Here is a 25,364-nt window from a genome sequence, read left to right on the forward strand (position 1 = left end):
GCCGCTCGGACGGGGTCCCATCGCCTCGCGACGCGACCGTTCGACACCGGCCATCGAAAGCGAGATCGCGGGTTGACCAAATTTCGATCGAGTCGGAACATGCGCCCTCCCCATTCCGACGAGGAGTCAGCGATGAGCCACATCCAGTTCGTGCCCGCGGCGACGCGCAAGCCCAAGCCGGACGAGGGGGGCCTGGGATTCGGGCGCATTTTCACCGACCACATGTTGCTGGCGGACTACGACGTCGACAAGGGCTGGCACGGCGCGCGGATCGTCCCCTACGGGCCGCTCTCCCTCGATCCCGCCGCCGCGGTCCTCCACTACGGCCAGGAGCTCTTCGAGGGGATCAAGGCCTTCCGCGGCGGCGACGGGAAGGTCCGCCTCTTCCGCACGGAGAAGAACTGCGAGCGGATGGCGGCGGGCGCGGCGCGGCTCTGCATCCCGCCGATCGATCCGGCCTTCATGCTCGAGATGATCACCGAGCTCGTCCGGGTGGAGCAGGACTGGGTGCCCCGCGCCCCCGGCACCGCGCTCTACATCCGGCCGACGCTGATCGCCACCGAGCCCTTCCTGGGCGTCCGTCCGGCGAAGACCTATACCTTCTTCGTCGTGCTGAGCCCCGTTGGCGCGTACTACGCCGAGGGGATCGATCCGGTGCGGATCTGGGTCGAGGCGAAGTACGTTCGCGCAGCCAGGGGCGGCCTCGGCGCCGTGAAGGCGGGCGCGAACTACGCGGCCAGCCTGCTCGCCGGCGAGGAGGCGAAGAAGAAGGGATACGCCCAGGTGCTCTGGCTCGACGCCATCGAGCACCGTTGGTTCGAGGAGGTGGGGACCATGAACCTCTTCCTCCGGATCGGCGACGAGGTCGTCACCCCTCCCCTCGGAGGGAGCATCCTCGACGGCGTCACCCGCGACACGGCCATCACCCTGCTCAGGGAGTGGGGCGCCAAGGTGTCGGAGCGGCCGGTCTCCATCGACGAGGTGAGGGAGGCCCACGCCCGCGGCGAGCTTCGCGAGGTCTTCGGCACCGGCACGGCTGCGGTGATCTCGCCCGTGAAGGAGCTCTGCTACCACGGGGAGTCCCTGGTGGTCGGCGACGGCAAGATGGGAGAGCTCTCCCGCCGCCTCTACGACACCATCACCGGGATCCAGTACGGCAAGCTCCCGGACACCCGCGGCTGGCTCCGCGCGGTCTGAGGCGAAGAATAGCGCGAGCTGAGGAGATCGGGCCCGCTTCTGCGGGACCGATTCCTTCACCGGCGACGGCTGCGCGGCGGCGACGCGGGAGCGGGAAGGACCACCGTCGGATGGGGCTCCAGGAGCTCCACGCCCTCGGGGAGGTTCTCGATCTTCACCGGAAGCGGGAGCCGCGCGTCGACCTTCGATGGCTCGCCCGCTGACGCCCGCAGGCGGTTCTCGTCGAGCGCATCCAGGACGAGCTTCGGCCCGCGCAGCCTCGCCTGGGCGAAGAACGCGCCTCCACCCAGCCCCTGGATCGGTACGCGGACGGTCTTCTCGATCCGCTCGGGCACGATCGTGATCCGCACCTCGGGCTTCTCCGTACCACCCAGCCGGCAGTGCGGGCCCGGAGGCTCGATCCCGGTCGTGACGACGAGCTGATCGACGGCGCCGGCGAGGTCCACCGGGATCGTCCGGGCGGCGCGCACCTCGCGAAGCTCCCGCTGCGGCCCCTCGACCTCGACCTCGGTCGGCTTCACCTCGACCTTGTCGATGACGTATCCCGGCGCGACGCTCCCCTGCAGCGCCACCTTGAGCGGAAGCCGCCTCCGCTCCTTGGCTTCCAGCTTGAGGCTCACGGCCGAGGGGGAGATCGCGACGACCTTGAGGTCCGGGGGAACGCCGAGCTGCTCCTCCCGGATTCGGACGAGGCTCACGCCCCGCTCGAAGGTAGAGAGGTCGAGGACGACGGGCCCCAGGGCGGTCGGGTCGAGGGCGCGGACCCGACCGGACGGGCCGGCTACACGCACCGTGACCTCGGATGGCACTTCCCCGGTGTTGATCAGACCGTCCGGCTCGCGGAGCATCAGTCGCACCGCCACGGAGGTGGTCACCTCCTGCTCGTTCCGGACGGCGAGGAAGATCACGAGGCCCAGGACGAGGGAGAAGAGCTTGAGGCCCAGGTTCTCGGCGAAGATGTCGCGGATCATGCCGCCACCGCCCCGGTGCGCGCGATCCCGACGCCGTTCGCGGCTCGCCGCGCCCGCATCACGCGGCCACCTTTCTCTGGCGCTGCGGCAAGGAGCCGCGACGCGGCGGCGCATAGAGCCGCAGCAGGAACTTGCGCAGGACCTCCGGGTCCATGTCCCGGTGGATCTTCCCTCCCACTGCGAGTGAGATCCTCCCCCGCTCCTCCGAGACCACGATCACCGCGGCGTCGACGTCCTCCGTGAGGCCGATCGCGGAGCGATGACGCGTGCCGAGGTCGTGGTCGACGGTGGGATTCGCCGACAGCGGGAGCACGCACTTGGCGGCGGCGATCCGCCCCTTCGAGATCACCACCGCGCCGTCGTGGAGCGGCGTGCCCGGCTGGAACATCGAGAGGAGGATCTCGTCGGAGATCTCGGCGTCGACGCGGATGCCCTGGTGGATCAGCTCGTCCAGCTCCGCGGTGCGCTCCAGGACGATTAGCGCGCCGTGCCGCCGCTGCGCCAGCTTCACCGCCGCCTGCACGAGCTCCTCGATCCGCGAGGCCTCGCCGGCGCGGTCGTAGCCGAGGCTCCAGCCCTGGCCCAGCCTCGCGAGGCCGCGGCGGATGTCCCCCTGGAAGAGGACGATGATCCCGAAGATGAACGAGTAGGAGAGGAACTGGCTCACCAGCCAGTGGAAGGTGTGGAGGCCGAGCCACTTCGAGGCGAAGAAGGCGACGGTGATCATGCCCAGGCCCACGAGCATGGGCACCGCGGTCGTCCCCTTGATCAGCAGCAGGACGCGGTAGATGACGTAGGAGACGATGAGGACGTCGGCGATCGCCATCGCGACCTGCCAGCTTCCACCGAGCCCGAAGAGCCCGTTCAGGTCCATCCGTCGTCCTCGGCGGCGAAGAAGTCGCCGCCCTCCTCGCCAAGGGCGATCGCGTCCGCCACCCGGACCGCGTCGCGGCATGCCGCCACGTCGTGGACCCGCACCACCGCGGCCCCGCCCAGGATGGCGGCGACGACGCTGGCGGCGGTCGCCGGATCCCGCTCCTCGACCGGGCGGCCGGTGACGTGGCCCAGGAAGCCCTTCCGGCTGGTGCCGACCATGACCGGCCTTCCGACCGCGGCCTCCAGCAGGGCGAGCTGCCGAAGCAGGAACAGGCTCTGGCCGAAGGTCTTCCCGAAACCGATGCCGGGATCGACGAGCAGGCGGCCGGGCGGAACGCCCCTCGCCTCGGCGTGATCCACCAGATCGCAGAGCGCCTCGCCGACCTGGCCCACCACGTCCTCGTAGGAGGTGTGCTCGGCCATCTCCCCGGGCTCCGCCGGCATGTGCATCACGCAGGCCGCGACCCGATTCCGGCGCACGACGTCGGCGAGGGCGTCGTCCCGGAGGCCGCGCACGTCGTTGATCATCACTGCCCCCGCGCCGATGGCGGCCTCCGCCACCTCGGCGCTGGAGGTGTCGACTGAGATCGCAACGCCGGGCAGCTCCGAGGCGAGCAGGCGCACCACCGGCTCCACCCGGGAGCGCTCCTCGGCGGCCGTGAGCCGGCGCGCGCCCTCGCCGTAGAGCCCCTTGGGCCTCGTGGATTCTCCGCCGACGTCGAGGAGGTCGGCGCCCGCCTCCACCAGCGCCATGGCGCGGGAGAGAGCGGCCTTCGGATCCAGGAAGCGGCCGCCGTCCGAGAAGGAATCCGGCGTGACGTTCAGGATCCCCATCACCAGCGTGCGGCCCGCTCCCGCCTTGAGGCTGCCAATCTCGACCGGCTCCATCCGCCCGGCGTGGAAACAGGCGCGCTGGATCAGGCCGCCGGCCATCGGGGCCTGATCCACGTCCAGGCGCGCCTGCACCTTGAGGCCCAGGTACTTGATCTCGGAGAGCCTGCCGGAGACGAGGATGGCGCCGGAGCGAATCCCCTCGAGAATGCGGGGCATCCCCGGCACCTCGGCGACGAGGCGGCGCACCAAGGTGGCGCAAGGGGCCTCGAGACCCGAGACGAGGAGGTGCCCCTGGGGAAGCGAGCCGGCCAGGAACTCCACGGCTCCGCCGGGGAAACCCAGGGTGCGCAAGGCCAGCCGCAGGTCGGAGTTTCGATCGAGGCTGAGGAAGCGCGCGCGGATCGTCATGGCCTGCCGTTGGAACGAGTTGGGCGAGCATAACAGCGCCGGGTCCGGCGCCGCCGCCGAATCCACCGGTTCCGGCGGCGAATTCCGGGGGGAAGGCACCTTAAACGGCGAAGCGGCCGTCGGGAGCTCCCGTACGGCCGCTTCGTTCGTTCCGCCCCGTGGGGGAGGGATCAGGCCTTGCCCACCTCGAGCTTCGGCAGAGGCTCCAGGCCGGGGAGGAGGTTCTTCTTCTCCTTCTTCTCCTTCTCGGGCTGGCGCGCCGCCGCCGGAGGGATAGGCTTCTCGCGCTGGATCTTGCCGCCGCCGATGAGCACGTCGAGGTCGGGGCCGTCGAGGGTCTCGTACTCCATCAGGGCGTCGCCGATGGTCATCAGGGTGTCGTAGTTGTCCTCGAGGATCTTTCGGGCCACAGCGTACTGCTGCGTGACGATCTCGCGGACCTCCTGGTCGATGTCGCGGGCGGTCTGCTCCGAGTAGTCGGGGCTGGTGCCCATCTCGCGGCCGAGGAAGACCTCGCCCTGCTTCTTGCCGAAGGCGAGAGGCCCGAGCTTGTCGCTCATGCCCCACTCGCAGACCATGCTGCGCGCCATGTCGGTGGCGACCTCGATGTCGTTGCCGGCGCCGGTGGTCTTCTGGCCGTTGAAGGCCAGCTCCTCGGCGATGCGGCCGCCCATGAGCACCGCGATGCGATCGAGGGCGTAGTCCCTCGAGAGGTTCAGGCGATCCTCAACCGGGAGCTGCTGGGTGACGCCCAGCGCGCGGCCGCGGGGGATGATCGTGACCTTGTGGACCGGGTCGGCGTCGGCGAGGAGCTTGGCCACGAGGGCATGACCCGCCTCGTGCACCGCGGTGGTCCGCTTCTCCTTCTCGCTCATCACGAGGGAGCGACGCTCCGTGCCCATGATGACCTTGTCCTTCGCCGCCTCGAAGTCGGAGAGGTCCACGCGGTCCTTGTTCATGCGGGCCGCGAGGAGGGCCGACTCGTTCACCAGGTTCTCGAGGTCCGCGCCGGAGAAGCCGGGGGTGCCGCGGGCGATCACGGAGAGATCGACGTCCGGTGCAATCGGGGTCTTCCGGGTGTGGACCTTGAGGATGCCCTCACGTCCGTTGACGTCGGGCCTCGGCACCACGATCCGGCGATCGAAGCGGCCGGGGCGCAGCAGCGCGGGGTCGAGGACGTCCGGCCGGTTCGTCGCGGCGATCAGGATCACGCCCTCGTTCGACTCGAAGCCGTCCATCTCCACGAGGAGCTGGTTGAGGGTCTGCTCGCGCTCGTCGTGGCCACCGCCGAGGCCCGCGCCGCGGTGTCGGCCGACGGCATCGATCTCGTCGATGAAGATGATGCAGGGGGCGTTCTTCTTGCCCTGCTCGAAGAGGTCGCGCACGCGGCTGGCGCCGACGCCCACGAACATCTCCACGAAGTCCGAGCCGGAGATGGAGAAGAACGGGACGCCCGCCTCGCCGGCCACCGCCCGGGCGAGGAGCGTCTTGCCCGTGCCCGGAGGGCCCATGAGCAGCACGCCCTTGGGGATGCGGCCGCCGAGCCGGGTGAACTTCTTGGGATCCTTGAGGAAGGAGACGATCTCCTCGAGCTCGTCCTTGGACTCGTCGATGCCGGCCACGTCGGAGAAGGTGATCCGATTCTGGACCTCCGACAGCAGCTTGGCCTTCGACTTCCCGAAGGCCATCGCCTTGCCGCCGCTGCCCTGGAGCTGCCGCATGAAGAGCAGGAAGAGCACGAAGAGGATGACGATCGGCAGGCCCTGGAGCAGCACCTGGAGCCAGATCGACCCCTGTTCCTCCCGCTCGAACTTGAAGTTGACGCCGTTATGGTCGAGCTTCTCGATCAACTTCTCGCCGGCGGGGCCCGAGGTCCGGTACTCGGTCTTGTCCCCCTTGAGCACGTAGGTCTGGGTCGTGCCCTTGATGGCCACGGACTCCACCTGCTGCTGCTCCACCTTCGACAGGTAGTCGGAGTAGTCGGTTTCTTTGAGCTCGGTGCCGTTGTGGTTGAAGAAGGAGTAGAAGCTGACGAACATCACGATCAGCACCACCCACAGCAGCACGGTCTTGTAAGACTGTCTCACGAGCTATCGTCCCTCGGCTCTCAAGGTTCCCTAACCGTAACCAGAGACCGCGCGCTTTCTCAAGGAAAGCGGCGGCGCTGGCCCGAGCGGCCCCGGGAACTCGAGGGCCCGCTCCATCGGCAACGACGCCGACTCCACCCCAACCATCCGGGTCGACCTCGCCTTCCTGGTGGCTCGTCGAGGCCGGAGATCGGGGCCTATTAGCAGATGCACGCGAGTCCCGTTCGGTTCATCGCCTCCGCCCCGTGAGCCCTGGCGCGGCTGCGAGGATCCCACGATCGACCGTTACGCGGATTCCGGCGGGGAGGTGGAGCTCGCCGCCTTCCCCGCGCGCGATCGAGAGGACTTCGGCCACCCGCGCCTCGCTCGGGACCCTGCCCCCGGCGTCTTCCACCAGGCGGCGGATCACCCGTCCCCGCAGCGCCTCGGGGAGGCGGACCAGGCTTTCGGTGTCCAGGCCGTCGCCGCGCCGCAGCCGGCCGAGGGCGCGCGTCGCCAGGCTCTCGAGGAGGCGCTCGTCGGCCGTCGCCAGCCGCGCCGCCCGCGCGAGCCTCGCGGACGCGCCGGGGAGCGCGGCCTCGAGCGCCGGCAACACCTCGTGCCGCAGGCGGTTCCTTGCGAACCTGAGGCTCCGGTTCGAGGGATCCTCGACCACTGGCAGCGAGAGGAGCCGCACGGTCTCGTGCAGGAGCGCCCGCTCGACCTCGAGGAGGGGGCGAAGCACCGTGCCGCCGGCGATCCGCACCCTCGGCCGGATCCCGGCGAGGCCACGGGTGCCCGTCCCTCTGGCGAGCCGGTAGAGGACGGTCTCCGCCTGGTCGTCTGCCGTGTGCGCGGTGAGGATCGGCCTGCCCGCCGCGGCTGCAGCCAGGGCGGCGTATCGGCCACGCCGGGCCACGGCCTCGAGGCCGCCCTTGCCCGACGCCTCGATGGTCACGACGCGGCAGGCCGTGCCGAGCGTCCGGGCGGCCTCCATCGCCCGTCGAGCGTCGTCCGCCGATTCCGGGCGGAGTCCGTGATCGACGTGGACCGCCTCGAGCTCGAGCCGTCGCCCCCTCGGCAAGCTCGTGAGGAGGGCGAGGAGCGCCGCCGAGTCGGCTCCGCCGCTGAATGCTACGACGACCGGTTGCCCGCCGCGGACCTCCAGGCGGTCGAGTCCGGACGCGAGGCGCTCCAGCGCGATCCGGAGCTTTGGGGATCCCAGGACGGTTTTCCTCACGACGATTGGCGTTCGAATGTTGTGGGCATTGGTGCGCAGAGGTATATTCTGAATCAAAGCAGCGCGGAAACCCGGACGGGATCCCGCGGACGGAATGAGAAGTAGACGAGGCAGGTTGGAGGGAACGAAACGCGACGAGGAACCTCGGAGCGAATCTTCTGCGAGCGTCTTCTGCGAGCGAACCTGACGCCTCGCAACGCGCCTGTAGCGCGAACGAACTACGGGGGGCACGCCCTCCCGACAGCGGTCGGATCCAGGGGTCCCCCCCCTCCCCCTCTGGGTCCACTAGGGCCGCCGGGTCAAACCGGCGGCCCGTTTTTCTTGCTCAATCCTGCACGCACTGACCGCCAACGGGCTGCCCGTCCACGTAGACGGCGTCCGTCGGGAGCACGTCCACCGCCCCGCCCGGCGTGCTTCGCCAGCGAACGCCGCCCAGCAGCCAGGTGTCGCACGGACCCTCGAAGCGAGTGGCGCCGGGGAGGCCGAAGCTCTCCTCGCCTTCGATGAAGAGGCGAGCCTGCACGTCCACGGGCGGCATGCACTTGCCTGCCGAGCAGACCCTGCCGGCGCCGCAAGACGAACTGTCCGTACACCTAGGCGCCGAGTCCCGCCCCCGCCGGTCCTCGAAGAAGTGCGCGAAGACCCAGTACGTCTCGCCGGACTCGGGCCGGTTGAGCCAGACGGTCTCGAGGAGGCTCCCGTCGCCCTGGTCGTCGATGGCGAGCTTCGGGCTCGTGACCGGCGGGCTGTTGCCCCAGGGCGGCATGGGGTTCCGCCAGGAGCAATCGTCCGTGGTGTCCCAGAGCTTGTCCGGGCTGCCGCGCACCAGGTGCACGTCGAGGTCCACGAAGGGCGAATCGGGCCAGCGGATCTCCACGGCGATGGCCTGCTGCGGTCTCACCTCGAAGCTCACCACCGCCGGCACGCCGTCCTCGTCGGTTGAAGACGTGAGCCCGACTCGATCGACCGCCGTCAGACCAACGGTGTAGGTACCGATCACCTCCGCCCGGAAGAAGCGGCGCAGCTTCGCGCCGGACACGGGCTCGAGGCGGGCGAAGGCGTCGGGGCCGTCCAGGGACCACTGCGTGTCGATGTCCTCGCCGTCCTCGGGGTCCGCCGTGCAGCCCGGCCGAACCGCGGCGTCGAACACGAGCTCGTCGAGCGGGCCGATGACCACCGGCCCCGGCCCGGGGGGCTCGGGATCGCGGCCCTGGCGACGCACCTCGCGGATCGTCAGACAGGCGTTCGGCGGTCGGTTCGGAGCGACGAGCGCCACTACCGGCAGCTCCACGGTCGGGACCTGAGGGTCGCTCGAGGCGATCACGATCGTGGTGCCCACCTCGCCCTCGAGCCCGACGGGCGGATCGAAGGTCGGATGGAAGGTGACGCCGGCTCCCGGCGGGATGACCTCGACGCGGGTCGCCTCCTCACCGAGGCCGAACCCGACGGCTGCCGCAGCGGCCCCGTCGGCGAAGGCGATCGACCGGACCTCGAGGGTGTCGTAGCCGACGTTCCTCACCTTGACCCGCGCCTTGACGTGCCGCCCCGCGATCACCTCGCCCAGGTCGAGGGAGGACGGCGCCTCCACTTCGGGGCCGACGCAGGTGTCGTTCTTGTCGTCGGCGCGACAGGCGAGGACGCGGATCGCTCCCTTGATCCCCTCGCCCCGAACCGGCAGGCGAATCGACGCCTGCTTGGGATCGTTCGTGGCGAGCACCAGCTCGGCGACGTAGGGCCGGACCTCTGTCGGACGGAAGCCGATCGACACGGTCGTCTGCCGGTTTCCCGGAACCGAGAAATCACCGGCCGGATCCGCCGAAAAGGCCGCCGCCGAGACCCCGTCCTCGGACTCGAAGTGGAGGCTCGCGATCTCGACCGACGTGACGGTGAGGCTGTGGAGCACGAGAGAGAGCGTCCGGCTCTGCTCGATGGGGACCTTGCCGAAGGCGAGATCGTCCAGCTTCTTTCCGTCGTCGGCCTCGACGGAGATCGCCGGCGGCAGGGTGACGGTCCGCTGGTTCCCGCACGCCACCAGGCCGCAGGCAAAGAGTGCCAGACAGAGACGATAGAGGCGTCGCATGGGGTTCCCCGACGGTTGGCCGTTCGAACCCAGTCTAGCGAGCGGTCACTTGGCTGCCAAATCGAGAGCTTCGCGTTGACTTGTGGCCCCACAACGTGTCGAATCGCAAGAAATCCTACATCCGACATAGGAGCGCGAAGAATGGCAGGGACCGACAAGCGCAAGCAGAGCCTTTATTTCCCCGAGGAGATGCTCCAGGAGATCCAGGTCGAGGCAAATCGGCAGGATCGCTCCCTCTCGTGGATCGTGCAGCAGGCCTGGCGGATCGCGCGCGCGGAGATCACCCGGTTCCCGTCGGTGAACGACGTGATCGGCGATCCTCCCCTGCCGGATCGTCGCGAAGAGCAGGGCTACTAATTCGAAAACGGGGCCGCCGATCGGACGGCCCCGGGTACGTGCCTCGCGAGCGTGTGAAGAAATCACCCCCGCGGCGCGGGAGCGATTTCTTCATCTCGCGCTACGCGCGAGAAGCGCTCTTTTTCGTTTGCTCGCCTCTGGCTCGCGCGAGGCACGATCGGTTGCGCGGTCAGCGAGGGGGGACGCGCAGGAGGCCGCGGGCCTGGTCGGGCGTCGCAACGGCGCGTCCCTTGGCGGCGGCCAGCTCTGCGACCCTGGCGACCAGCTCGTACGAGCCCTTCGCCAGCACCCCCTTCGACAGGTAGATGTTGTCCTCGAGGCCCACGCGGACGTTGCCGCCCTTCTCGAGGGCGAGCTCGGCCATCGGGAGCTGGTGCCGCCCGACGCCGGCCACGGTCCAGGTCGAGCCCTCGGGGATCTGCGAGCGCATGAAGTCGAGCGCCGCCTCCTTGGCCGCGAGCGCGCCGGGCACGCCCAGGACGAAGTCAAAGTGCGCAGGGAAGTCGAGGAGACCCTCCTTCTGCAGCGCGAAGGCCTCGTCGATCATACCGGCGTCGAAGCACTCGATCTCGGGGACGATGCCGCCGGCGCGGATCCGCTTCGCGATCTCGCGCACCAGCGAGCGCGGGTTCCAGAAGACGTCGTTGCCGAAGTTGACCGTGCCGGTGGTGACGGTGGCCATCTCGGGCTTCGCGGCCCCGGTGAGGGTGAGGGGCTGCGCCCGCTCGTCCACGTCCATTCCCACGGCGCCGCCGGTAGAGGTCTGGCAGATCAGATCGGGCGCCAGCACCCGGATGCGCTCGATGGTCTCGCGAAAGAGCGCCGCGCTCTGCGAGGGCTTCCCGTCCGGCTCCCGGACGTGGAGGTGGACGATGGACGCGCCGGCATCGCGGCACCTCTTCGCTTCCTGGGCAATCTCCTCGGGGGAGATCGGCAGGTAGGGAGTCTGCTCGCGGGTGGTTTCGGCGCCGACGAGGGCGGCGGTGATCACGACGGGGTTCATGCTGTCGTCCTCCTTTGCGGCCGGACGTTGCCAAGGGAAGGCCTGTGAGGCAAGCGACTTGGCAGCGGGGGTCCGTCGATCTGGCGGGAGCCGTCACTCCCAAGGAGCTCGGCAGGCGCTACATGTAGGGGACAACGAGCGCACGAAACCACCCGCGCTCGAGGACGAAGGACATGAAGACTCTCCGAACGACGATTCGACTCGCGGTGCTCCTCGGGATGGCCGCGGCCTGCGGCTGCGGCGCCCATCGGCCAGCAGAAGCGCGGTTTCACGGCGATGTCGCGGCTTGGAACGGCGAGGCGCCTGGCGAGGTGGAGGTGATCCCCATGGTCACCGGCGAGATCGAGGTCGACCGCAGCCTCCTCGTGGACCTCTCCCACCCCGAGATGGCGGGGCGAAAGGACGACAAGGTCTGGGTGCCGGTGATGGCCTACCTGGTTCGGCATCCGACCAAGGGCGACGTGCTGATCGACAGCGGCTTCGACTCGAGCTTCGCGGCGTCCGGACACGGGAACTTCGGCGGCCTCGCCAAGCTGCTGAACATCGCCCGCCAGAAGCCCGGCCACGACACGGCGAGCCTCCTGCGCCAGCTCGGCGTCGAGCCCGCGTCGCTGAAGATGATCCTCCTCTCGCACATGCACCCGGATCACACCGCGGGCCTCCCCGAGCTCCCGACGTCGGTCCCCGTGATCGCAGGTCCCGGCGCGATGGCGAGCTACGAGGTCCTCTGGTACGCGCCGCAGGATCATCTCGCTGGGCGTGAGACGATCGAGAACCTCGACATCGCGCCAGGGGAGATGCGCGACCTCTTCGGCGATGGATCCCTAGTCGTCGTCTCAACGCCGGGCCACGCCGCGGGGAACCTCTCTTTCCTCGTCCACACCGCCCGCGGCGCGACGCTCCTCACCTGTGACGCCTCCCACACCCGCGAGGGGCTCGACCACGGCGTCGCGCCCGGCAAGAACTCGGATGCGAACGCGTCGAACGAGAGCATCGGAAGGCTGCGTCGCTTCCTCGCCGATCACCCGGAGGTGAAGGTGAAGGCGGGCCACGACGCCGCCGACTGGGATCTCGAGCGGGGCATCCAGGATCCGCTGTAGGCGTCTCTGCTCAGTGCGGCAGGTGGCGTTCGCGCCAGGCCCCGGGAGTCCCGCCCGTCCACGACTTGAACGCACGGTGGAAGGCGCTGGCCTCCGAGTAGCCGAGGAGGAAGGCGACCTCCGCGATCTGGAGCCGGGGATCCTCCAGGTAGCGGTAGGCGAGGCCCTGCCGGAGCGAGTCCACTTCGTCTCCGAAGCGCAGGCCCTCCTCGGCGAGGCGCCGGTGGAGGGTCCGCTCGCTCATGTGGAGGCGGGCCGCCACCGTGCCGGCCGTCGGCGTCCCGCTGCGCAGCTCGCCGGCGATGAGCTCGCGGACCCGGGCGCCGAAGCTCTCCACCTTCGGGAGCGCGGTGAGGAGCGCGTCGGCGTGTCGCTCGAGGACGGCGCAGAGGCCGGGGTCCGCCGCGATCAGCGGAAGGTCGAGATCGGCCCGGCGAAGGACGAGGGCGCTCTCCTTCGCGCCGAAGCCGATGTGCGTCGTACCGAAGAAATCCGCGAGCTCTCGCACGTCTCCGGGGTCGGGGTGCATGAAGTCCACGCGGACCGCGGACAAGGGCTTCCCGGTCCAGAGCCGCGCCGCGAAGAACGCCGACGCGAGGGTGAACTCGGCCGCCTCGCGGACGGGCCCCGCGAGCTCCCCGCGAAAGCGGTGGATCACCCTCGCCTCTCGCTCCGACTCCTCCAGCCGGAACTCGGCGATGTCGTGGAGCAGGCGGTTGTAGCGCGCCACGCGCTCGATGGCGGCCCGGAGGCTGCCTGCGCTGCGGCAGACGTATTCTAGGACGTCGAACTGACCGGGCCGCCAGGCCTGGGCGGCGTGGAGGCCGAAGAGCGGATCGCCCGTGCGGCGCGCCGCCTCGCTCCAGAGCGCGAGCTCCGCCTCCAGGGGGATGCGCGCGTCGGGACGCTCGAGCTCTTCGATGCGCAGCCCCGCGGCGTCGGCGAGCTCCTGGCGGGGAACGCCCCGCGCATTCGCGACGGCGAGGACGAAGAGGGGGATCCTCGCGGAGACCTGGGCGATCGGACGTTCGGCGGACACTCGAAAAGCTCCACGCCGGAGATGCGGCGACACGTCGTGTGGCGACGGACGATCCGCGCCGAATTGACTCCGAAAGCAGCCTACGCCAAAAGACGCGGACCACCTACCGGGAGCACGTCTTGCGCCTCGCCGCGTTGATCGGCGTCCTCGTCCTGACCTTTGCCCAGGCGAGCGCCGCCGCTTCGGACCACCTCGCTGTCGGTGTCGGGCCCTCGCACCTCCAGCTTCGAGACGAGCTCCTGCGGCCCTTCCGCTGGGACGGCTTCGGCGCCGCTCTCCGGTTCGGCTACGAGCGGCGTGGCGAGGACGTTCGGCACGAGGCGGACCTGAAGCTCCCCATCGCCTTCGTCTCCAACCGCTACGGCGCGGGCGGTGCGGATCTCGACCTGCGCCTGCGCTACGATCTCCGCTTCTCCATCGACGGGCTCGGCGAGGCGGGCCTGCTCCTCGTCGGCGCCCGGGCCCAGTGGAACCAGGCGATGCAGGTCTACTACGACTGGGACGAGGAGCACCTCTACTGGATGAACGCCTACGAGCTCGGCCCGAGCGCGGCGTACGAATGGCAGGCGTCTCCCGCCCATCGCCTCTCGGCATCGCTCGCCCTGCCCGTCGTCGCCCTCGCCTCGCGCCCCGAGCTCCGCCGGTACAACAAGATCGACGACTTCGAGAACGTCGGCTTCTACTTCGCGGCGCCGAACCGGGGGCTGCGCCTCACCTCCCTCCACGAGTACGTCTCGCTCGAGGCCGCGATCGCCTGGTCCTGGCGCATCTCGGACGGGACCCGCCTCGACCTCGCGTACGAGCTCGCCTACCGGCGCTACGCCCGGCCCGAGGTCTTCGAGTCGCTGGGAAGCACCTTGGCGACCTCCCTCTCCTGGGAGCTCTGACATGCGCCTCCTGACCCTCGCCTCGCTCGCTCTGCTACTCGGCGGCTGCCTCGCCGCCGGCCCAGTGAAGATCGGCTACGACGATCGCCCGCGGGACATCGCCGACGGATGGACCATCGGCACGCCGGAATCGCAGGGCTTCGATCCGGAGCCTCTGCGCGCCGCCTACCGACGCTTCTTCTCCGAGGACGAGTACGTGCCCGCGAGGAGCCTCCTCGTCGTGCGCAACGGCGTCCTCGTGGCGGAGGGCTATTGCCGGGATCGCGGCGACATCGGCGTGAAGAGCGCGCTCATGTCGGCCACCAAGAGCGTGACCTCCCTCGCCGTGGGGATCGCGGTCGAGCAGGGGCTCGTTTCGGTCGAGCGTCCGATCTCCGACGCGATCGGCTTGGGGCATGGTGCCGTTGCCGGATCCATCCGCCTCCGGGATCTCCTCACCATGCGCTCGGGCCTGGAGTACTCCAACGATCGATTCTCGCTAGACATGGCCAACGACGTGCGCGGTGACAGCCTGCGCTACATCCTGTCACGACCCAGGATCCACGAGCCGGGGAGCCGCTTCGATTACAAGGACGCCGATCCGCACCTGGTCTCGGGGGTCTTGGCGGCCGCGACCGGAGCGAGCCTCGACGCCTTCACCGACGAGCATCTCCTGCGCCCCCTCGGGATCACCGACTGGCTGTGGCTCCGCCAGCGCGACGGCGTCACCTACGGTGCATACGGCCTCTACCTGACGCCGCGCGACTTCGCCCGATTGGGCCAGCTCGCCGTCCAGGGAGGTGCATGGGAGGGGCGGCAGCTCGTCTCCCGGGAGTGGCTCGTCGAGTCCACCCGGCCCTGGGTCGAGGATACCGAGCTGCCCGGCCTTCCGGGTCTCCCCTACGGCTACTACTGGTGGTCGTCCACGGGGCGTGCCGGCTTCTTCGCCTGGGGCCACGGGGGCCAGTATCTCTACGTGCTCCCGGAGAAGCAGCTCGTGATCGCGCTGACCGCCGAGCCGGACACCTCGCCCGACGGGGGAGCCATCATGCCTCCCGCCTTCCTCGAGCTCGTCGATCTCATCGCCGGGGCCGCAGACTGACGCGCCTGCCGCCCCGGTCGGGCCCGCGGGCGGCGATCAGCGGGCGAAGCGCTGCTTGTCCTTCGGCGTGACGCAGGTCCCGGACGCCCGGCAGACCACGACCGGCGGATCGAGGACCTCGCACGCGGAGTCGCTGCCCGGCATCGGGCGGATCACCTTGCGGGCCTCGAAGCGCATCTTGCGCGAGGTGTTGCCCATCTCGACGATCTCGCCGATGGCCTCGACGTAGTCGCCGGCATAGACCGGCGCGAGGAACTCCACCGCATCGTAGGCGCGGAAGAGGCCCTCGTCGCCGTCGTGGCGGATCAGGAGCTCGGTCGCGACGTCGCCGAAGAGCGCGAGCATCCGCGCGCCGTCGACCAGGTTCCCGCCATAGTGCGCGTCGGCCTGGCTCATCCGCAGGCGAATCACGACCTTCTCTCCGACCGGCATCCTTCGTCTCCTTGCGCCCGTTCGAGGCGCGGCAGGTGGCTCACCGCCATACCACGCCCGCGGTCCGAGTTCATCGACACGCGACGACTCCGGTCGAGCGCGCCCTCACGACTTCCATAGCCTCCCGTCGAAGGTGAAGGGCAAGGGCTCGTGTACTTCCACGCGGGCGAACTCGGGATGGGCCGGATTGATCAGGACGCATCGCTCGACCGGGATGATGGCGGACGAAACCACGAGCAGGAGGCTCTTGCGGCCGCGGATCCACTCCGATCCCAGGTCCTTCACCTCGTTGGGCGCGGGCATCCGATTCCAATCCCGAGGGAGATCGGCGTCTTCGAGCCGGACCACCGAGGCGTCGTCAGGGATCGACGCGGAGACGGCGACCAGGTCGTCGGGAACCAGCGCAGGATCCACGTGGACGAAGGTCTCGAGGGCGGCGAGCGCGAGGCTATCCGCGGTGTAGACCATGCGGTCGCCCCGATGATTCCATCGCCCCCCGCGATCCGCGCGCCGTCTCCGTCGAAACCGCGGTTCGCCCACCGGACCTTGGAGATCCGCCAGACCCTCATCAGCTGAAGACGCCGTGGTCCAGCCGAGTGAGCTCATCCAGGACGCCCTGGGTTCCGACATCCGTGTCGAGGAGCTCGAGCGGAGCTTCACCCCCGAGACCACGGTTCGGCGCTCGAAGCCAACGGACGGCTCGATTCGCGTCGCCGAGAACGTCGATGGCACGCGTGCCGACGCGGGCGAGCCGAAGGACTCGCTCCGATTCCGCGGCGCGGAGCCGGCCCTGCTCGAGCTTGCGCCTGGAAAGGGTGCGACGCGGAAACCCCAGGGCCTCCCGCGCTTCCTCCTCCGTCATCCCCAAGGATCGGACGGCGGACTGGAACGAGGAGAACGGAAGCCCTTCGCGTACGATCTCGACGAAATCGCGGTCGCTGTCTGGCCGCTTCCCGAGGATCCGAGCGCCCCCGAGCATCCGCGTGATCTGCTCGAGCTGTTCCATTCGGCTCCTCCGGGCCATGGGCCACTTGGCAATGAATATCCCGCCAAGTGGCCATCTGCAAGGCGAGGCCCGAGACGCGGACCTGCCTGGGCTGACGACGGTTCTCGAAGGGGCGTCAGCCAAGTGGTCCCCGAAACTCAGAGCAGGCGGAGCTGACCGGGCGAGCCGCCAGGTTCGCGATAGGGCTCGAGGAGGCTCGGATCGTCGTTGGCCGGAGAGTTGAGCCGTGGCGAGACGGGCGTCGGCTCGAGGAGATCGACGGGGGCCGGCTCGAGGCGCTCCGGCTCCTGGAGCCAGCGGCCGAGCCGATCCGCGGGGATGACGGCGGGCATCCGATCGTGGACCTCGGCGACCCGCTCGTTCGCGGCGGTGGTGAGGATCACGAAGCGCGGCCGATCGTCGGACTTCGAGTCGTCGAAGATCCCCGCGAGGAGGAGCAATCCGCCGTCCGGAGGATGGAACCAGATCGGGCGCCGATCCTTGGGCGGGCCCTTCCACTCGAAGAAGCCGTCGGTGGGGACGACGCAGCGGCGCCCCTTCCATGCGTCGCGGAACTTGAAGGCGGCGCTCTCGGAGCGGGCGTTGATCACGAAGTGACCGGTGGGCGTGGTCAGGCCCCAGGTGGCAGGGACGAGGAGCCGGCGCTCGCCCTCCTCGCGGACGATCCAGTGCCGGTTGGTCGGCGCCACGTTGTAGCGCGGGCGGTAGAGCGCCTCGTCCTCTGGCAGGAGATCGGCCTCGAGCATGCGCGCGAGGTCGGAGGCGCTGGTGACGCCGAGGCTGAATCGTCCACACATGCGACCAGCTTGCAACGAACGCGGACCGCGATCCAGGCCCCCGGGGCGGCGACGTCGAGGGCCCGGCCTCGCCTTGCGGGGCGCCCTATCCGGTCCCTACCTCTCGAAAGAGAGGAGATCGCATGGCCAACAAAGATCGGCTGATCCTGGTCACGGGCGCGAGCGGCCAGCAGGGAGGCGCGGTGGCGCGGCACCTCCTCGCCCACGGTTTCTCGATCCGCGCCTTCGTCCACGCCGGGAGCACCCACCGGACCGGCGTGAGCGTGCTCGCCGATGCGGGCGCCCAGGTGGTCGAGGGTGACTTCGATCACGCCCAGTCCCTCGACTCGGCCATGGCCGATGTCTATGGCGTGTTCTCCGTCCAGCCGTCGACCGACGTGGAGGCGGAGATCCGCCAGGGCTTCGCCGTCGCCGACGCGGCGAAGAAGATGGGCGTTCTCCACTTCGTCTACAGCTCGGTGGGCGGCGCCGAGCGCGACACCGGCATTCCCGAGTTCGACAGCAAGTGGGGAATCGAGGAGCACATCCGGGCCATCCAGCTGCCGCACACGATCTTCCGGCCGGTGAGCTTCTATTACAACTACGACATGCCGGTGTATCGCACGGGAATCCTCGAGGGCACCCTGGCCACGCCGCTCTCGCCCGAGACCACGCTGCAGCAGATCTCCGAGGAGGACTACGGCGAGATGGTGGCGGCCGCCTTCGAGTCGCCGGAGCGCTTCCTCGATCGATCGCTGGAGGTCGCGAGCTCCGAGCCGTCGATGCTCGAGGTCGCGGAGATCTTCACCCGGGTCCTCGGCCGCGAGGTGAAGTACCGCCGCCTGGATTTTCAGACGGTCAACGACAAGCTGGGTCCGGGTCTCGCCCGCATGCTCCGATGGTTCGAGGACGTGGGCTACGACGCTGACATCGAGGCCCTGCGCAAGGAGTTCGGCACGCTCACGAGCCTCGAGACCTACCTGCGCTCCCACGGCTGGACGGGGCTCGAGGCGGGGGCCGAGGTCCACGCCCCCGGCTGACGGGGCTCGCTACCACCGGAAGCGCGCCCCATGGCCCGTGGGCTCTGGGTCGTACGATAGAAGTGTCGTCCTCTGCTTCTCGAGCCTGCCGTGGGGCGGACCGGCTAGACTGCTCGTTGTGAACGAGCTGCTTCGCGGGGTGATGGAGGATGCGCGGGCGTGGTGCGCCGGACGGAGCTGGCTGGTGCGCGCGCCCGTCCTCGCGTGGGGCGTTTGGATGCTCCTGGGCAGCCTCCGCTCCTCGGCCTACGCCTCGCTCTTCGCCGGGCTCGACCTCGGGATCCACGAGCTGGGCCACATCATTTTCGCGCCCTTCGGCCGATTCGTCGGCGTGCTCGGCGGATCGCTCGCGCAGGTGATGGCGCCGCTGGCGTCGGTCGCGGTCTTCCTGCGGCAACGCGACTACTTCGGGATCTCCTTCTGCTTCCTCTGGCTGGGTGCGAGCCTTCACGAGCTCGCCCGCTACGTGGGCGACGCCCGGGCCCAGGAGCTCCCGCTGGTTTCACCGTTCGGCGGCGAGCCCATCCACGACTGGCACTACCTATTGGCCACGGTCGGGGCCCTACGCTTGGACACTGCGCTCGCGGCTCTCCTCCGGCTCGGCGCGGTCGGGTCGATCGCGACCTTCCTCGTCGCCGGGGGATGGCTGCTCGTGCAGATGCGCGCCGCGAGCCAGACGCAGCCCTCCTGAGCCGACGCCAGCTCGGCGATTCGTCGCGCTCGGCCTGAGTTGAGCCGCTTTCCGATCAGCGCTCGAAGAAGGACACCTGCTGGAACCTGAGGCCCGCCAGGATCTGCTCCACTCGCCCTTCCGACAGCGACCCGATCCGCAGCCCGAGCCGATCCTTCTCCACCGAAGAGATCTGCGAGACGACGACGACGCTCTGCTTTGGGAGGTCTCCTTCGCCGGCCTCGAGGAGCACGTTCCCAGGCTCGTTCGCCCGGTGCAGGTTCGACGTCAGGGCGCACACGACCACGGTCGTGATTCGCGAGTGGTTGAAGAGGTCGTCCTGCACCACCACGTGTGGATGCGAATAGTTCGCATCGGGCGAGTCCGGCCCGATCCAGAACAGATCTCCTCGGTTGATCTGCGTCACCAACTGCAGCGAGAGTGGAAAATCGCCGGCTGACCGTTGATCCAGGACGAGTACCAGAGCCGGTATCCATCATCCTCGACCACTGCGTTGGGATTCGTGACCCAGAAGCCGCCGATTGGCTGAAACAAGAGCGGATGAGTTGCCCGAGTCCACTTCACGCCGTCGTGAGACGTCGCCATCGCGAGAACCGAATTCGAAGGAACCCGCTCGACCCCGCCGTAAATCGCTGTGTACCAGAGGACGAAGTGTCCGTCTCGGAAGGCGACGGTCGGCGTCGAGATCCCTTGTTCGTCGAAGGTGCCGCGCGGACCGGGCTCCAGAACAGGTGCCGATCCAACGCGCGTCCACGACAAGCCATCGTCTGACGTGGCAAGCCCCAGGCGCCCGACGTGCGCCGAATCCGTCATTCCATACCAGAGGAAAAACCTTCCCTCGTGTTCCAGCACGCTCACGGAGTCGATGGTCATTCCGTCTTCCCAGCCATTCCTCGCTGGCTCGAGAACGACCGTTTCGTCTTTCCAGTCGAGCCCGTCGGCCGACACGATCCGCCGGATGGCCGAGGTGCTCCCGAAGCCCGTGGCGTAAAACATCCAGTACCCATTCGGCCTGGGCAATACCGACGGTTTCGAGGACGCGCCGCTGGAAGGCTGCCCCGAGAACGAGAGCCGGTGAGCTTCCTCGGCGCCATCGGGTGTCCAATTGATTCCGTCACGGGACGAGGTATCGAACATCCAATTCGAATGCCCCGTGAACCACATGCGGAATCCGCCTTCGGGCGTCGAAACTACCGCAGGCGAATCGCTCCAACCGTTGACGACTGGTCCCTCGGGCTCTCCACACGCACCCAATGTCTCGAAAGTGGGCATCCGGAAGAGGCCCTCATGAACGACGAGACGGGCCTGGTCGACCTTTGGAATCCGATACACCCGTGTATAGGACCAGACGAAAAAACCCGCGCGGATTCCGCCTGCTTCCACACAGGCGGTGGGCCTTCCGACATGGACCTCGAGAGTCCCCTCCGCGATGCGCATTCGGTACCAGCGATGCGACTGCCCTTCACCGACGAGCGCAAGCATCTCCCGGTCCCAGTCCATCGAGTCGGGCGCGACGATATCCCGCAGGGACTGATCGCGGTCGAGCTCCTCCTGGCTGGCCACGAGGCGCACCTCGTCGGTCCAGGGCTCGCGATAAACTCCGTAGAACTGCCCGTCCTGGACCGGCTCGATCGCGAGCTCGCCTGGGCCCGCGACCGCGGCCGCCAGGACCTGGTCCAGATCCGTCAGCGCCTCGTCGCGAAGCGGCAATCCTCCGCAAATGGACGTCGACGGAATCGCCTCCTCGCCGCTTGAGCATCCGGCGAGGAGAACGAGAAACGCCACACAGCAGGTCCATCGGAACATCGGGCCCCCCCAATTCCCGGCGCTCGAGCGCCTTGCTACGAGTCCTTGCCTGCTCGCTTCTTCACGGCGCCGAAGAGGAAATTGGCGACGTCGGAGGGCTTGGTGCCCGGACCGAAGCCCGCATCGTAGCCCAGCTCGAGGGCGAGCTTGTGGTCGATGCGCGGGCCGCCGAGGAGGAGGAGGAAGCGGCCCTTCAGGCCCTTCTGCTCGATCAGCTCCACGAGCTGGCGCGAGTTGTCCTTGTGGACGTCACGCTGGGTGACCACCTGCGAGACGAGGATCGCGTCGGCGCCGAGATCCAGCGCCTTGGCGAGGATGGCCTCGTTGAGCACCTGGGAACCCATGTTGAGCGCGTCGAACATGGGGTAGCGCTCCAAGCCGTAGTCGGCGGCGTAGCCCTTCATGTTCATGATCGCGTCGATGCCCACGGCGTGGGCGTCGGTGCCCGTGCAGCCGCCGACGACGATGATCTTGCGACCGAGCTCCGCCTCGATGGCGTCGTTGAGCGCGTCGAAGCCGAGCTTGTGGATCTTCACCTCGGGCACGTCGATGGAGGCGTAGTCGAGGAAGAGCTGGGTCTTGGCGTAGCAGACGAAGAAGGTGTAGCCCTCGCCTGCCTTCTCCATCTGGGCCACGAGGACGTCGACGAAGCCCTGCTTCTGCAGGATCTGCCGGGCCGCTTCCTTGGCCTTCTCCGACGCCGCCACGGGGAGGACGAAGGAGAGCTGCATCACCCCGTCGTCCTTGCGGTCGCCGTAGGGACGGATGATCTGCTGGACGGTGGACTTCATCGCGGCACCTCCGCCTTCGCGACCCGGCGCCCATCGGGGAGGACCACGCCCGTGTCGCGCTCGAGGATCTCGAGGATGGGGTTGAAGTAGTCGTCGCCCTTCTCGATCACGCCGGCGAGGCCCTTGCCGCCGTCGATGGGGCGCTTCACGCCGGCGAAGCGGCCCTTCGCGATGGCGTCGAACATGCCGATCTCCGCGGCCTCCTCGAGCATGGAGATCGCATTCTCCATGACCTCGCGCTGGCGCTGGGCGATGCGGCCGTTCGGGTTGATCTGGAGCTCGTCGCCCATCCAGGCGCCGGCCCGGTAGAGGTAGTCGGCCATCTTCAGGGCCGAGTAGCGGTCCATGAGGAAGGGGTTGTGCATCGCCTCGGTCATCATGCCGAGGAGCTGGATCCCCTGTCGCGTCCAGATCGCCATCAGGTCGGCCATGGCGTCGTAGGCGTGGGCGAAGAAGATGTCGCCGTCCTTGTGCTTGGTGGGCGGCATGTACTTGAGCGGGTGCTTGGGGAAGCAGCCGCGGATCAGGTACGCCTGCGCCAGCTCCCAGAGCAGCGTGTCGGGATACGCGGTGTCGATCTCGAAGGAGTGGCCGAGACCGATCTGCTCGTCGGGGAGGCCGGCGCGGTGGGCGAAGGCCTCGTTGATAAACTGCGAGGCGATCACCTGGTGGGCCGCCTCGTAGGCGTCGGCGGTGGTGATGTAGTTGTCCTCGCCGGTGTTGATCAGGATCCCCGCGTAGGCGCAGATCCGCCGCGAGAAGTACTGGTCCACCATCGTCCGCTGCGGGTTGATGTCACGGAAGAGGATCCCGTACATCGCGTCGTTCAGCAGGTGGTCGAGCCGCTCCCACGCCGCCATGAAGGCGATCTCCGGCATGCAGAGGCCGGAGGAGTAATTGACCAGGTGGATGTAGCGCCCGAGCTTCTTCGACTCGTCGTCGAGAGCCTCGCGCATGATCCGGAAGTTCTCCTGGGTGGCGAAGGTGCCGCCGAAGCCCTCGGTGGTGGCGCCGTGGGGCACGTAGTCCAGGAGCGACTGGGCGGTGGAGCGAATCACGGCGATGATGTCGGCGCCGTTCTGCGCGGCGCTCCTCGCCTGCTCCACGTCGTCGAAGATGTTGCCGGTGGCGACGATGAGGTACTTGAGCGGCGCGCCGTCCGGCGACGAGCCGATCTTCAGGCCCTTCTTCAGGCCCTCCCGCTGCTCGACGCGGCTCTTGAGCTCGGCCATCGCGGCCTCGGCCTCGGCCCGCATCTCCTCGCGGATCGCGGCCTCCTCGTCGGCGGCCAGGGGCGCGCGGAGCTCGTCGTTCGACAGCCGCGTGAGCTGCTCGATCATCTCCACCGGGGAGCGGCCGCCCATGCGCATCGCGCGGCCGAGCCAGTAGGCGGCGCCGCGGTGCAGCACGCCCGCCTCGAGGAGGCGATCGACCATGAGGTTCGCCAGGGGCACGCCCTGGGGTCCGGCGCCGGAGATGCCCAGGAGGCGCAGCACCGTCCGCTCGGTGGAGACGGTGGTGTGGCGCTCGATGTGCTCGAAGGTGGAGGCAGTGATCTTCCAGGCCAGCTCGCGCGCGCGATCGATCCGGTCTTTGGAGACGAAGATCTGCGGCGGAGCGTGGGGCCCGGGCGGTGGCGGAATCGTCTGGGGATGGCTGGACATAGGGCGCGTATATATGCCGCCGAACGCTCGTTCCTGCAACCTGCGTGCAAGCGGGCGTCGTGCCGGAGGCTGCCTTTCGGCGTGGTCCCTCCGGCACCTGCCGTCACGTGGCGGGCTACCCGGCGAGGATGCCGAGCACCACGAGGAGCGCGACCGCGATTCCCATCAGGCTCTCGCCGGCGATGAAGCCCGAGCTGACGGGCACGATCGTGCGCTCCGCGAGCTTGGGATTGAGGCGGCGGGTGAGCTCCGCCACGGCCGAGCCGAGGAACATGGCGATGGCGTTGCTGCCGGGCATTACCAGGGCGATGCCCAGGCCGGAGGGCGAAGGGATCCACGCCCGGAGCCGCTTGGGCGCGAGCCTCTCCGCCAGGGCCAGCGCGATGCCGAGGAGCGCACCGGCGATCGCGGCGTTCCTCGCCGAGGGCGGGAGGGCGCCGAGACCGTCGGAGAACGCCTGGGAGACCCCCGCCCAGACGACTGCCGAGGGTGCGGGCCAGTCCTCGCCGCCGAGGGCGGAGGCGTCGGGGACGAGGAGCGAGAAGGCGGGGACCACCACCGCGGCGCCGGCGAGGACGCCGAAGAGCTGGGCGTAGAACTGCTGCCGCGGATTGGCTCCGAGGAGGAAGCCGCTCTTGAGATCGGTGAGCAGATCGGCTGCGTGGAGGCCGATGCCGCCGGTGACGTTGGCGCTCATGAGGTTGCCGGCGAGGTTGCCGGGGGTGGCGACGCCGTACACGAGCTGAGTAACCGGGCCGAGGGCCTTGGTCGGGGTCACGTCGGTCTCGCCGGTCACCCGGGCGGCGACGAAGCCCATCACGACCGCCAAGGGGACGGCGATGACGCCGGCCCAGACCGGGATCGCGAAGAGCCACCACATCAGCACGACGACGATGGGCCCCAGGACGGCGAAGCCGAGCGGGAACCAGGCGTCGGGGCACTCCACCTCCGCCATCGGATCGTCCACCGATTCCTTCTTCTTCCGGAACAGGGCCGACAGCCCCGAGAACGAGCGGGCGATGCTCTTCCAGTCGAAGGCGAAGCCGGTGAGACCCGACGCCACGAGCACCGCCGCGCCGGGCCAGAGCGTCCACCCGACGATCGCCTTGTAGGAGACCTCCGGGATCTGCCCGTTCGCGAGGAGCGAAGGCGCAAGGAAGACGTAGGTGAGGATCCCGCCGAGCAGGAGCGACCAGCCGGTGCGGAAGCTCATCAGCGCTCCGGCCGCGAAGGGCACCAGCTCGCACTTGAGGGTCAGGGTCCAGTCCTTCGCGGCCCGGCCCGCGATCTGGAAGGGGAGCGGGATCGAGGCGGGAATGTTGAAGGGCATGAACGCGCCCTTGGCGTCGCGGAACCAGGTGAGGGCCGCGCCGACCGCCGCCGCGATGCCGAGGAACTTCGCCTTCTCGCCGCCGGCGCCCTCCTTCGAGTGGGACGCCTCGTGGAGCGAGCGCAGCGTCTCCGCGGTGGCGGTCCCCGTGGGAAACGGGAGCTGCTCGCGGTTGATGAGCTGGCGCTTCACGGGGATCGCCGCGAAGACGCCGAGGGCCGCGATCACCGCGAACCAGATGAAGAGCGAGAACCCGCTGGGTCGGACGGCCGTGAGCATGAGCAGCGCCGGCAGCGCCGCCATGTTCCCGCCGCCGGTCATGAAGCCGGCGGCGGAGGCCACCGAGCCCATGGCGTTGTTCTCAAGAACGGTGAAGTCCTTCTTCGCCAATCCTGTCGCCTTCATTCCGCGGAAGATCGCGAACGCAAGGATGCACGCGGTGAGGGTGACGCCGAGGCTCCAGCCCGTCTTCAGAACCACGTAGAGGTTCGACAGGCACATCACGCCGCCGAGGAGCATCCCGGTGACCACCGCCCGCACGGTGAGCTGGCGCTCGCCGCGGCGGTAGACCGTCGCGAGCCAGCGGAGCTCCGGATCGTCCGGCAAGGGCGCCGGCGCCGGGATGGCGTGCAGCGGCTCGGGGACGACGGGGGGCTGGATGTAGGGAGCGCTCATCGTTTGCGGGCCTC

24 protein-coding genes are annotated in these 25,364 nt (G+C 69.0%); 7 read left to right on the forward strand and 17 right to left on the reverse strand.

The window, feature by feature from the left end:
- Positions 1-132 precede the first annotated feature (132 nt).
- Positions 133-1,197, forward strand: a complete 1,065-nt coding sequence (locus AKJ08_RS09865) for a branched-chain amino acid aminotransferase (RefSeq protein ID WP_050725916.1) — start codon at positions 133-135, stop codon at positions 1,195-1,197.
- 56 nt (positions 1,198-1,253) lie between these two features.
- On the opposite strand, the gene AKJ08_RS09870 is transcribed toward AKJ08_RS09865, so the two are convergent.
- The 6 genes from AKJ08_RS09870 to AKJ08_RS09895 form a co-directional block, all read right to left on the reverse strand.
- Positions 1,254-2,168 (reverse strand): CdaR family protein, encoded by a 915-nt coding sequence (locus tag AKJ08_RS09870; protein WP_050725917.1) that lies wholly within the window; start codon positions 2,166-2,168, stop codon positions 1,254-1,256.
- 58 nt (positions 2,169-2,226) lie between these two features.
- Positions 2,227-3,042, reverse strand: a complete 816-nt coding sequence (gene cdaA, locus AKJ08_RS09875) for a diadenylate cyclase CdaA (RefSeq protein WP_050725918.1) — start codon at positions 3,040-3,042, stop codon at positions 2,227-2,229.
- Positions 3,033-4,286, reverse strand: coding sequence for a dihydropteroate synthase (folP, locus tag AKJ08_RS09880; RefSeq protein WP_240475287.1), 1,254 nt, complete (start codon positions 4,284-4,286; stop codon positions 3,033-3,035). The genes cdaA and folP overlap by 10 nt, the downstream gene beginning before the upstream one ends.
- A 170-nt stretch (positions 4,287-4,456) precedes the next feature.
- Positions 4,457-6,373, reverse strand: coding sequence for an ATP-dependent zinc metalloprotease FtsH (gene ftsH / locus AKJ08_RS09885; protein WP_050725919.1), 1,917 nt, complete (start codon positions 6,371-6,373; stop codon positions 4,457-4,459).
- Between the two features lie 229 nt (positions 6,374-6,602).
- A complete protein-coding gene (gene tilS / locus AKJ08_RS09890; protein WP_050725920.1) occupies positions 6,603-7,592 on the reverse strand; it encodes a tRNA lysidine(34) synthetase TilS in 990 nt (329 codons plus the stop codon).
- A gap of 325 nt (positions 7,593-7,917) precedes the next feature.
- Positions 7,918-9,672 carry a hypothetical protein gene (locus tag AKJ08_RS09895; RefSeq protein WP_050725921.1) on the reverse strand — a complete coding sequence of 585 codons (1,755 nt, stop codon included), beginning with the start codon at positions 9,670-9,672 and terminating at the stop codon, positions 7,918-7,920.
- Between the two features lie 141 nt (positions 9,673-9,813).
- Here AKJ08_RS09895 and AKJ08_RS09900 point away from each other — a divergent pair, with 141 nt between their 5' ends.
- On the forward strand, positions 9,814-10,029 hold the full coding sequence (locus AKJ08_RS09900) for a TIGR04563 family protein (protein WP_050725922.1): 216 nt from the start codon (positions 9,814-9,816) through the stop codon (positions 10,027-10,029).
- Positions 10,030-10,198: 169 nt separating this feature from the next.
- Here AKJ08_RS09900 and kce read toward each other — a convergent pair whose 3' ends face one another.
- Positions 10,199-11,032 carry a 3-keto-5-aminohexanoate cleavage enzyme gene (gene kce / locus AKJ08_RS09905; protein WP_050725923.1) on the reverse strand — a complete coding sequence of 278 codons (834 nt, stop codon included), beginning with the start codon at positions 11,030-11,032 and terminating at the stop codon, positions 10,199-10,201.
- A gap of 173 nt (positions 11,033-11,205) precedes the next feature.
- On the opposite strand from kce, the gene AKJ08_RS09910 reads away from it, so the two are divergent.
- The gene (locus AKJ08_RS09910) at positions 11,206-12,132 is read left to right on the forward strand and encodes an MBL fold metallo-hydrolase (protein ID WP_050725924.1); all 927 of its coding nucleotides are present in this window, start codon (positions 11,206-11,208) and stop codon (positions 12,130-12,132) included.
- A 10-nt stretch (positions 12,133-12,142) separates the two neighbouring features.
- Here AKJ08_RS09910 and AKJ08_RS19270 read toward each other — a convergent pair whose 3' ends face one another.
- Entirely contained in the window at positions 12,143-13,171 is a 1,029-nt protein-coding gene (locus AKJ08_RS19270; RefSeq protein WP_050725925.1) for an AraC family transcriptional regulator, read from the reverse strand.
- Between the two features lie 119 nt (positions 13,172-13,290).
- Between AKJ08_RS19270 and AKJ08_RS19275 the strand changes: the two genes are divergently transcribed.
- Positions 13,291-14,058 carry a hypothetical protein gene (locus AKJ08_RS19275; RefSeq protein WP_050725926.1) on the forward strand — a complete coding sequence of 256 codons (768 nt, stop codon included), beginning with the start codon at positions 13,291-13,293 and terminating at the stop codon, positions 14,056-14,058.
- Position 14,059: 1 nt separating this feature from the next.
- Positions 14,060-15,139 (forward strand): serine hydrolase domain-containing protein, encoded by a 1,080-nt coding sequence (locus tag AKJ08_RS09925; protein WP_050725927.1) that lies wholly within the window; start codon positions 14,060-14,062, stop codon positions 15,137-15,139.
- Between the two features lie 36 nt (positions 15,140-15,175).
- Here AKJ08_RS09925 and kal read toward each other — a convergent pair whose 3' ends face one another.
- The 4 genes from kal to AKJ08_RS09945 all read right to left on the reverse strand — a co-directional run bounded on the left by kal (position 15,176) and on the right by AKJ08_RS09945 (position 17,374).
- Positions 15,176-15,571, reverse strand: coding sequence for a 3-aminobutyryl-CoA ammonia lyase (gene kal, locus AKJ08_RS09930; RefSeq protein WP_050725928.1), 396 nt, complete (start codon positions 15,569-15,571; stop codon positions 15,176-15,178).
- 105 nt (positions 15,572-15,676) lie between these two features.
- Positions 15,677-16,201, reverse strand: coding sequence for a type II RES/Xre toxin-antitoxin system toxin (locus tag AKJ08_RS09935; RefSeq protein WP_082343027.1), 525 nt, complete (start codon positions 16,199-16,201; stop codon positions 15,677-15,679).
- On the reverse strand, positions 16,140-16,577 hold the full coding sequence (gene parS / locus AKJ08_RS09940; protein ID WP_050725930.1) for a type II RES/Xre toxin-antitoxin system antitoxin: 438 nt from the start codon (positions 16,575-16,577) through the stop codon (positions 16,140-16,142). Before parS ends, AKJ08_RS09935 begins: the two co-directional genes overlap by 62 nt.
- A gap of 137 nt (positions 16,578-16,714) precedes the next feature.
- Positions 16,715-17,374, reverse strand: coding sequence for an SOS response-associated peptidase (locus AKJ08_RS09945; protein ID WP_050725931.1), 660 nt, complete (start codon positions 17,372-17,374; stop codon positions 16,715-16,717).
- Between the two features lie 122 nt (positions 17,375-17,496).
- Here AKJ08_RS09945 and AKJ08_RS09950 point away from each other — a divergent pair, with 122 nt between their 5' ends.
- Together AKJ08_RS09950 and AKJ08_RS09955 are read left to right on the forward strand one after the other, a co-directional pair.
- Positions 17,497-18,393: an NmrA/HSCARG family protein gene (locus AKJ08_RS09950; protein ID WP_050725932.1), complete on the forward strand. Its 897-nt coding sequence runs from the start codon at positions 17,497-17,499 to the stop codon at positions 18,391-18,393.
- A gap of 184 nt (positions 18,394-18,577) precedes the next feature.
- Complete coding sequence (locus AKJ08_RS09955) at positions 18,578-19,084, forward strand: hypothetical protein (protein ID WP_169788796.1); 507 nt, start codon at positions 18,578-18,580, stop codon at positions 19,082-19,084.
- Between the two features lie 55 nt (positions 19,085-19,139).
- Here the strand turns inward: AKJ08_RS09955 and AKJ08_RS09960 are convergent, their stop codons facing one another.
- The 5 genes from AKJ08_RS09960 to AKJ08_RS09980 all read right to left on the reverse strand — a co-directional run bounded on the left by AKJ08_RS09960 (position 19,140) and on the right by AKJ08_RS09980 (position 25,350).
- Positions 19,140-19,490, reverse strand: coding sequence for a type II toxin-antitoxin system PemK/MazF family toxin (locus AKJ08_RS09960; protein ID WP_240475288.1), 351 nt, complete (start codon positions 19,488-19,490; stop codon positions 19,140-19,142).
- On the reverse strand, positions 19,487-20,869 hold the full coding sequence (locus AKJ08_RS09965) for a glycoside hydrolase family protein (protein ID WP_169788797.1): 1,383 nt from the start codon (positions 20,867-20,869) through the stop codon (positions 19,487-19,489). Before AKJ08_RS09965 ends, AKJ08_RS09960 begins: the two co-directional genes overlap by 4 nt.
- 56 nt (positions 20,870-20,925) lie before the next feature.
- Positions 20,926-21,681: a lysine 5,6-aminomutase subunit beta gene (kamE, locus tag AKJ08_RS09970; RefSeq protein ID WP_050725936.1), complete on the reverse strand. Its 756-nt coding sequence runs from the start codon at positions 21,679-21,681 to the stop codon at positions 20,926-20,928.
- A complete protein-coding gene (kamD, locus tag AKJ08_RS09975) occupies positions 21,678-23,345 on the reverse strand; it encodes a lysine 5,6-aminomutase subunit alpha (protein WP_050725937.1) in 1,668 nt (555 codons plus the stop codon). Before kamD ends, kamE begins: the two co-directional genes overlap by 4 nt.
- Before the next feature lie 115 nt (positions 23,346-23,460).
- A complete protein-coding gene (locus AKJ08_RS09980) occupies positions 23,461-25,350 on the reverse strand; it encodes an OPT family oligopeptide transporter (protein ID WP_050725938.1) in 1,890 nt (629 codons plus the stop codon).
- Positions 25,351-25,364: the final 14 nt, after the last annotated feature.

The organism is Vulgatibacter incomptus (assembly GCF_001263175.1).
GTDB classification, from domain to species: Bacteria; Myxococcota; Myxococcia; order Myxococcales; family Vulgatibacteraceae; genus Vulgatibacter; species Vulgatibacter incomptus.

Coding starts and splice junctions, on each gene's coding strand:
- AKJ08_RS09865 (WP_050725916.1), top strand. CDS start 133: ATGAGCCACATCCAGTTCGTGCCCGCGGCGACGCGCAAGCCCAAGCCG.
- AKJ08_RS09935 (WP_082343027.1), bottom strand. CDS start 16,201: ATGTCGGAACCCAGGGCGTCCTGGATGAGCTCACTCGGCTGGACCACG.
- folP (WP_240475287.1), bottom strand. CDS start 4,286: ATGACGATCCGCGCGCGCTTCCTCAGCCTCGATCGAAACTCCGACCTG.
- AKJ08_RS09980 (WP_050725938.1), bottom strand. CDS start 25,350: ATGAGCGCTCCCTACATCCAGCCCCCCGTCGTCCCCGAGCCGCTGCAC.
- AKJ08_RS09950 (WP_050725932.1), top strand. CDS start 17,497: ATGGCCAACAAAGATCGGCTGATCCTGGTCACGGGCGCGAGCGGCCAG.
- kce (WP_050725923.1), bottom strand. CDS start 11,032: ATGAACCCCGTCGTGATCACCGCCGCCCTCGTCGGCGCCGAAACCACC.
- AKJ08_RS09895 (WP_050725921.1), bottom strand. CDS start 9,672: ATGCGACGCCTCTATCGTCTCTGTCTGGCACTCTTTGCCTGCGGCCTG.
- AKJ08_RS09910 (WP_050725924.1), top strand. CDS start 11,206: ATGAAGACTCTCCGAACGACGATTCGACTCGCGGTGCTCCTCGGGATG.
- kamD (WP_050725937.1), bottom strand. CDS start 23,345: ATGTCCAGCCATCCCCAGACGATTCCGCCACCGCCCGGGCCCCACGCT.
- kamE (WP_050725936.1), bottom strand. CDS start 21,681: ATGAAGTCCACCGTCCAGCAGATCATCCGTCCCTACGGCGACCGCAAG.
- AKJ08_RS09945 (WP_050725931.1), bottom strand. CDS start 17,374: ATGTGTGGACGATTCAGCCTCGGCGTCACCAGCGCCTCCGACCTCGCG.
- cdaA (WP_050725918.1), bottom strand. CDS start 3,042: ATGGACCTGAACGGGCTCTTCGGGCTCGGTGGAAGCTGGCAGGTCGCG.
- AKJ08_RS09900 (WP_050725922.1), top strand. CDS start 9,814: ATGGCAGGGACCGACAAGCGCAAGCAGAGCCTTTATTTCCCCGAGGAG.
- kal (WP_050725928.1), bottom strand. CDS start 15,571: ATGCCGGTCGGAGAGAAGGTCGTGATTCGCCTGCGGATGAGCCAGGCC.
- AKJ08_RS09870 (WP_050725917.1), bottom strand. CDS start 2,168: ATGATCCGCGACATCTTCGCCGAGAACCTGGGCCTCAAGCTCTTCTCC.
- parS (WP_050725930.1), bottom strand. CDS start 16,577: ATGGAACAGCTCGAGCAGATCACGCGGATGCTCGGGGGCGCTCGGATC.
- AKJ08_RS09925 (WP_050725927.1), top strand. CDS start 14,060: ATGCGCCTCCTGACCCTCGCCTCGCTCGCTCTGCTACTCGGCGGCTGC.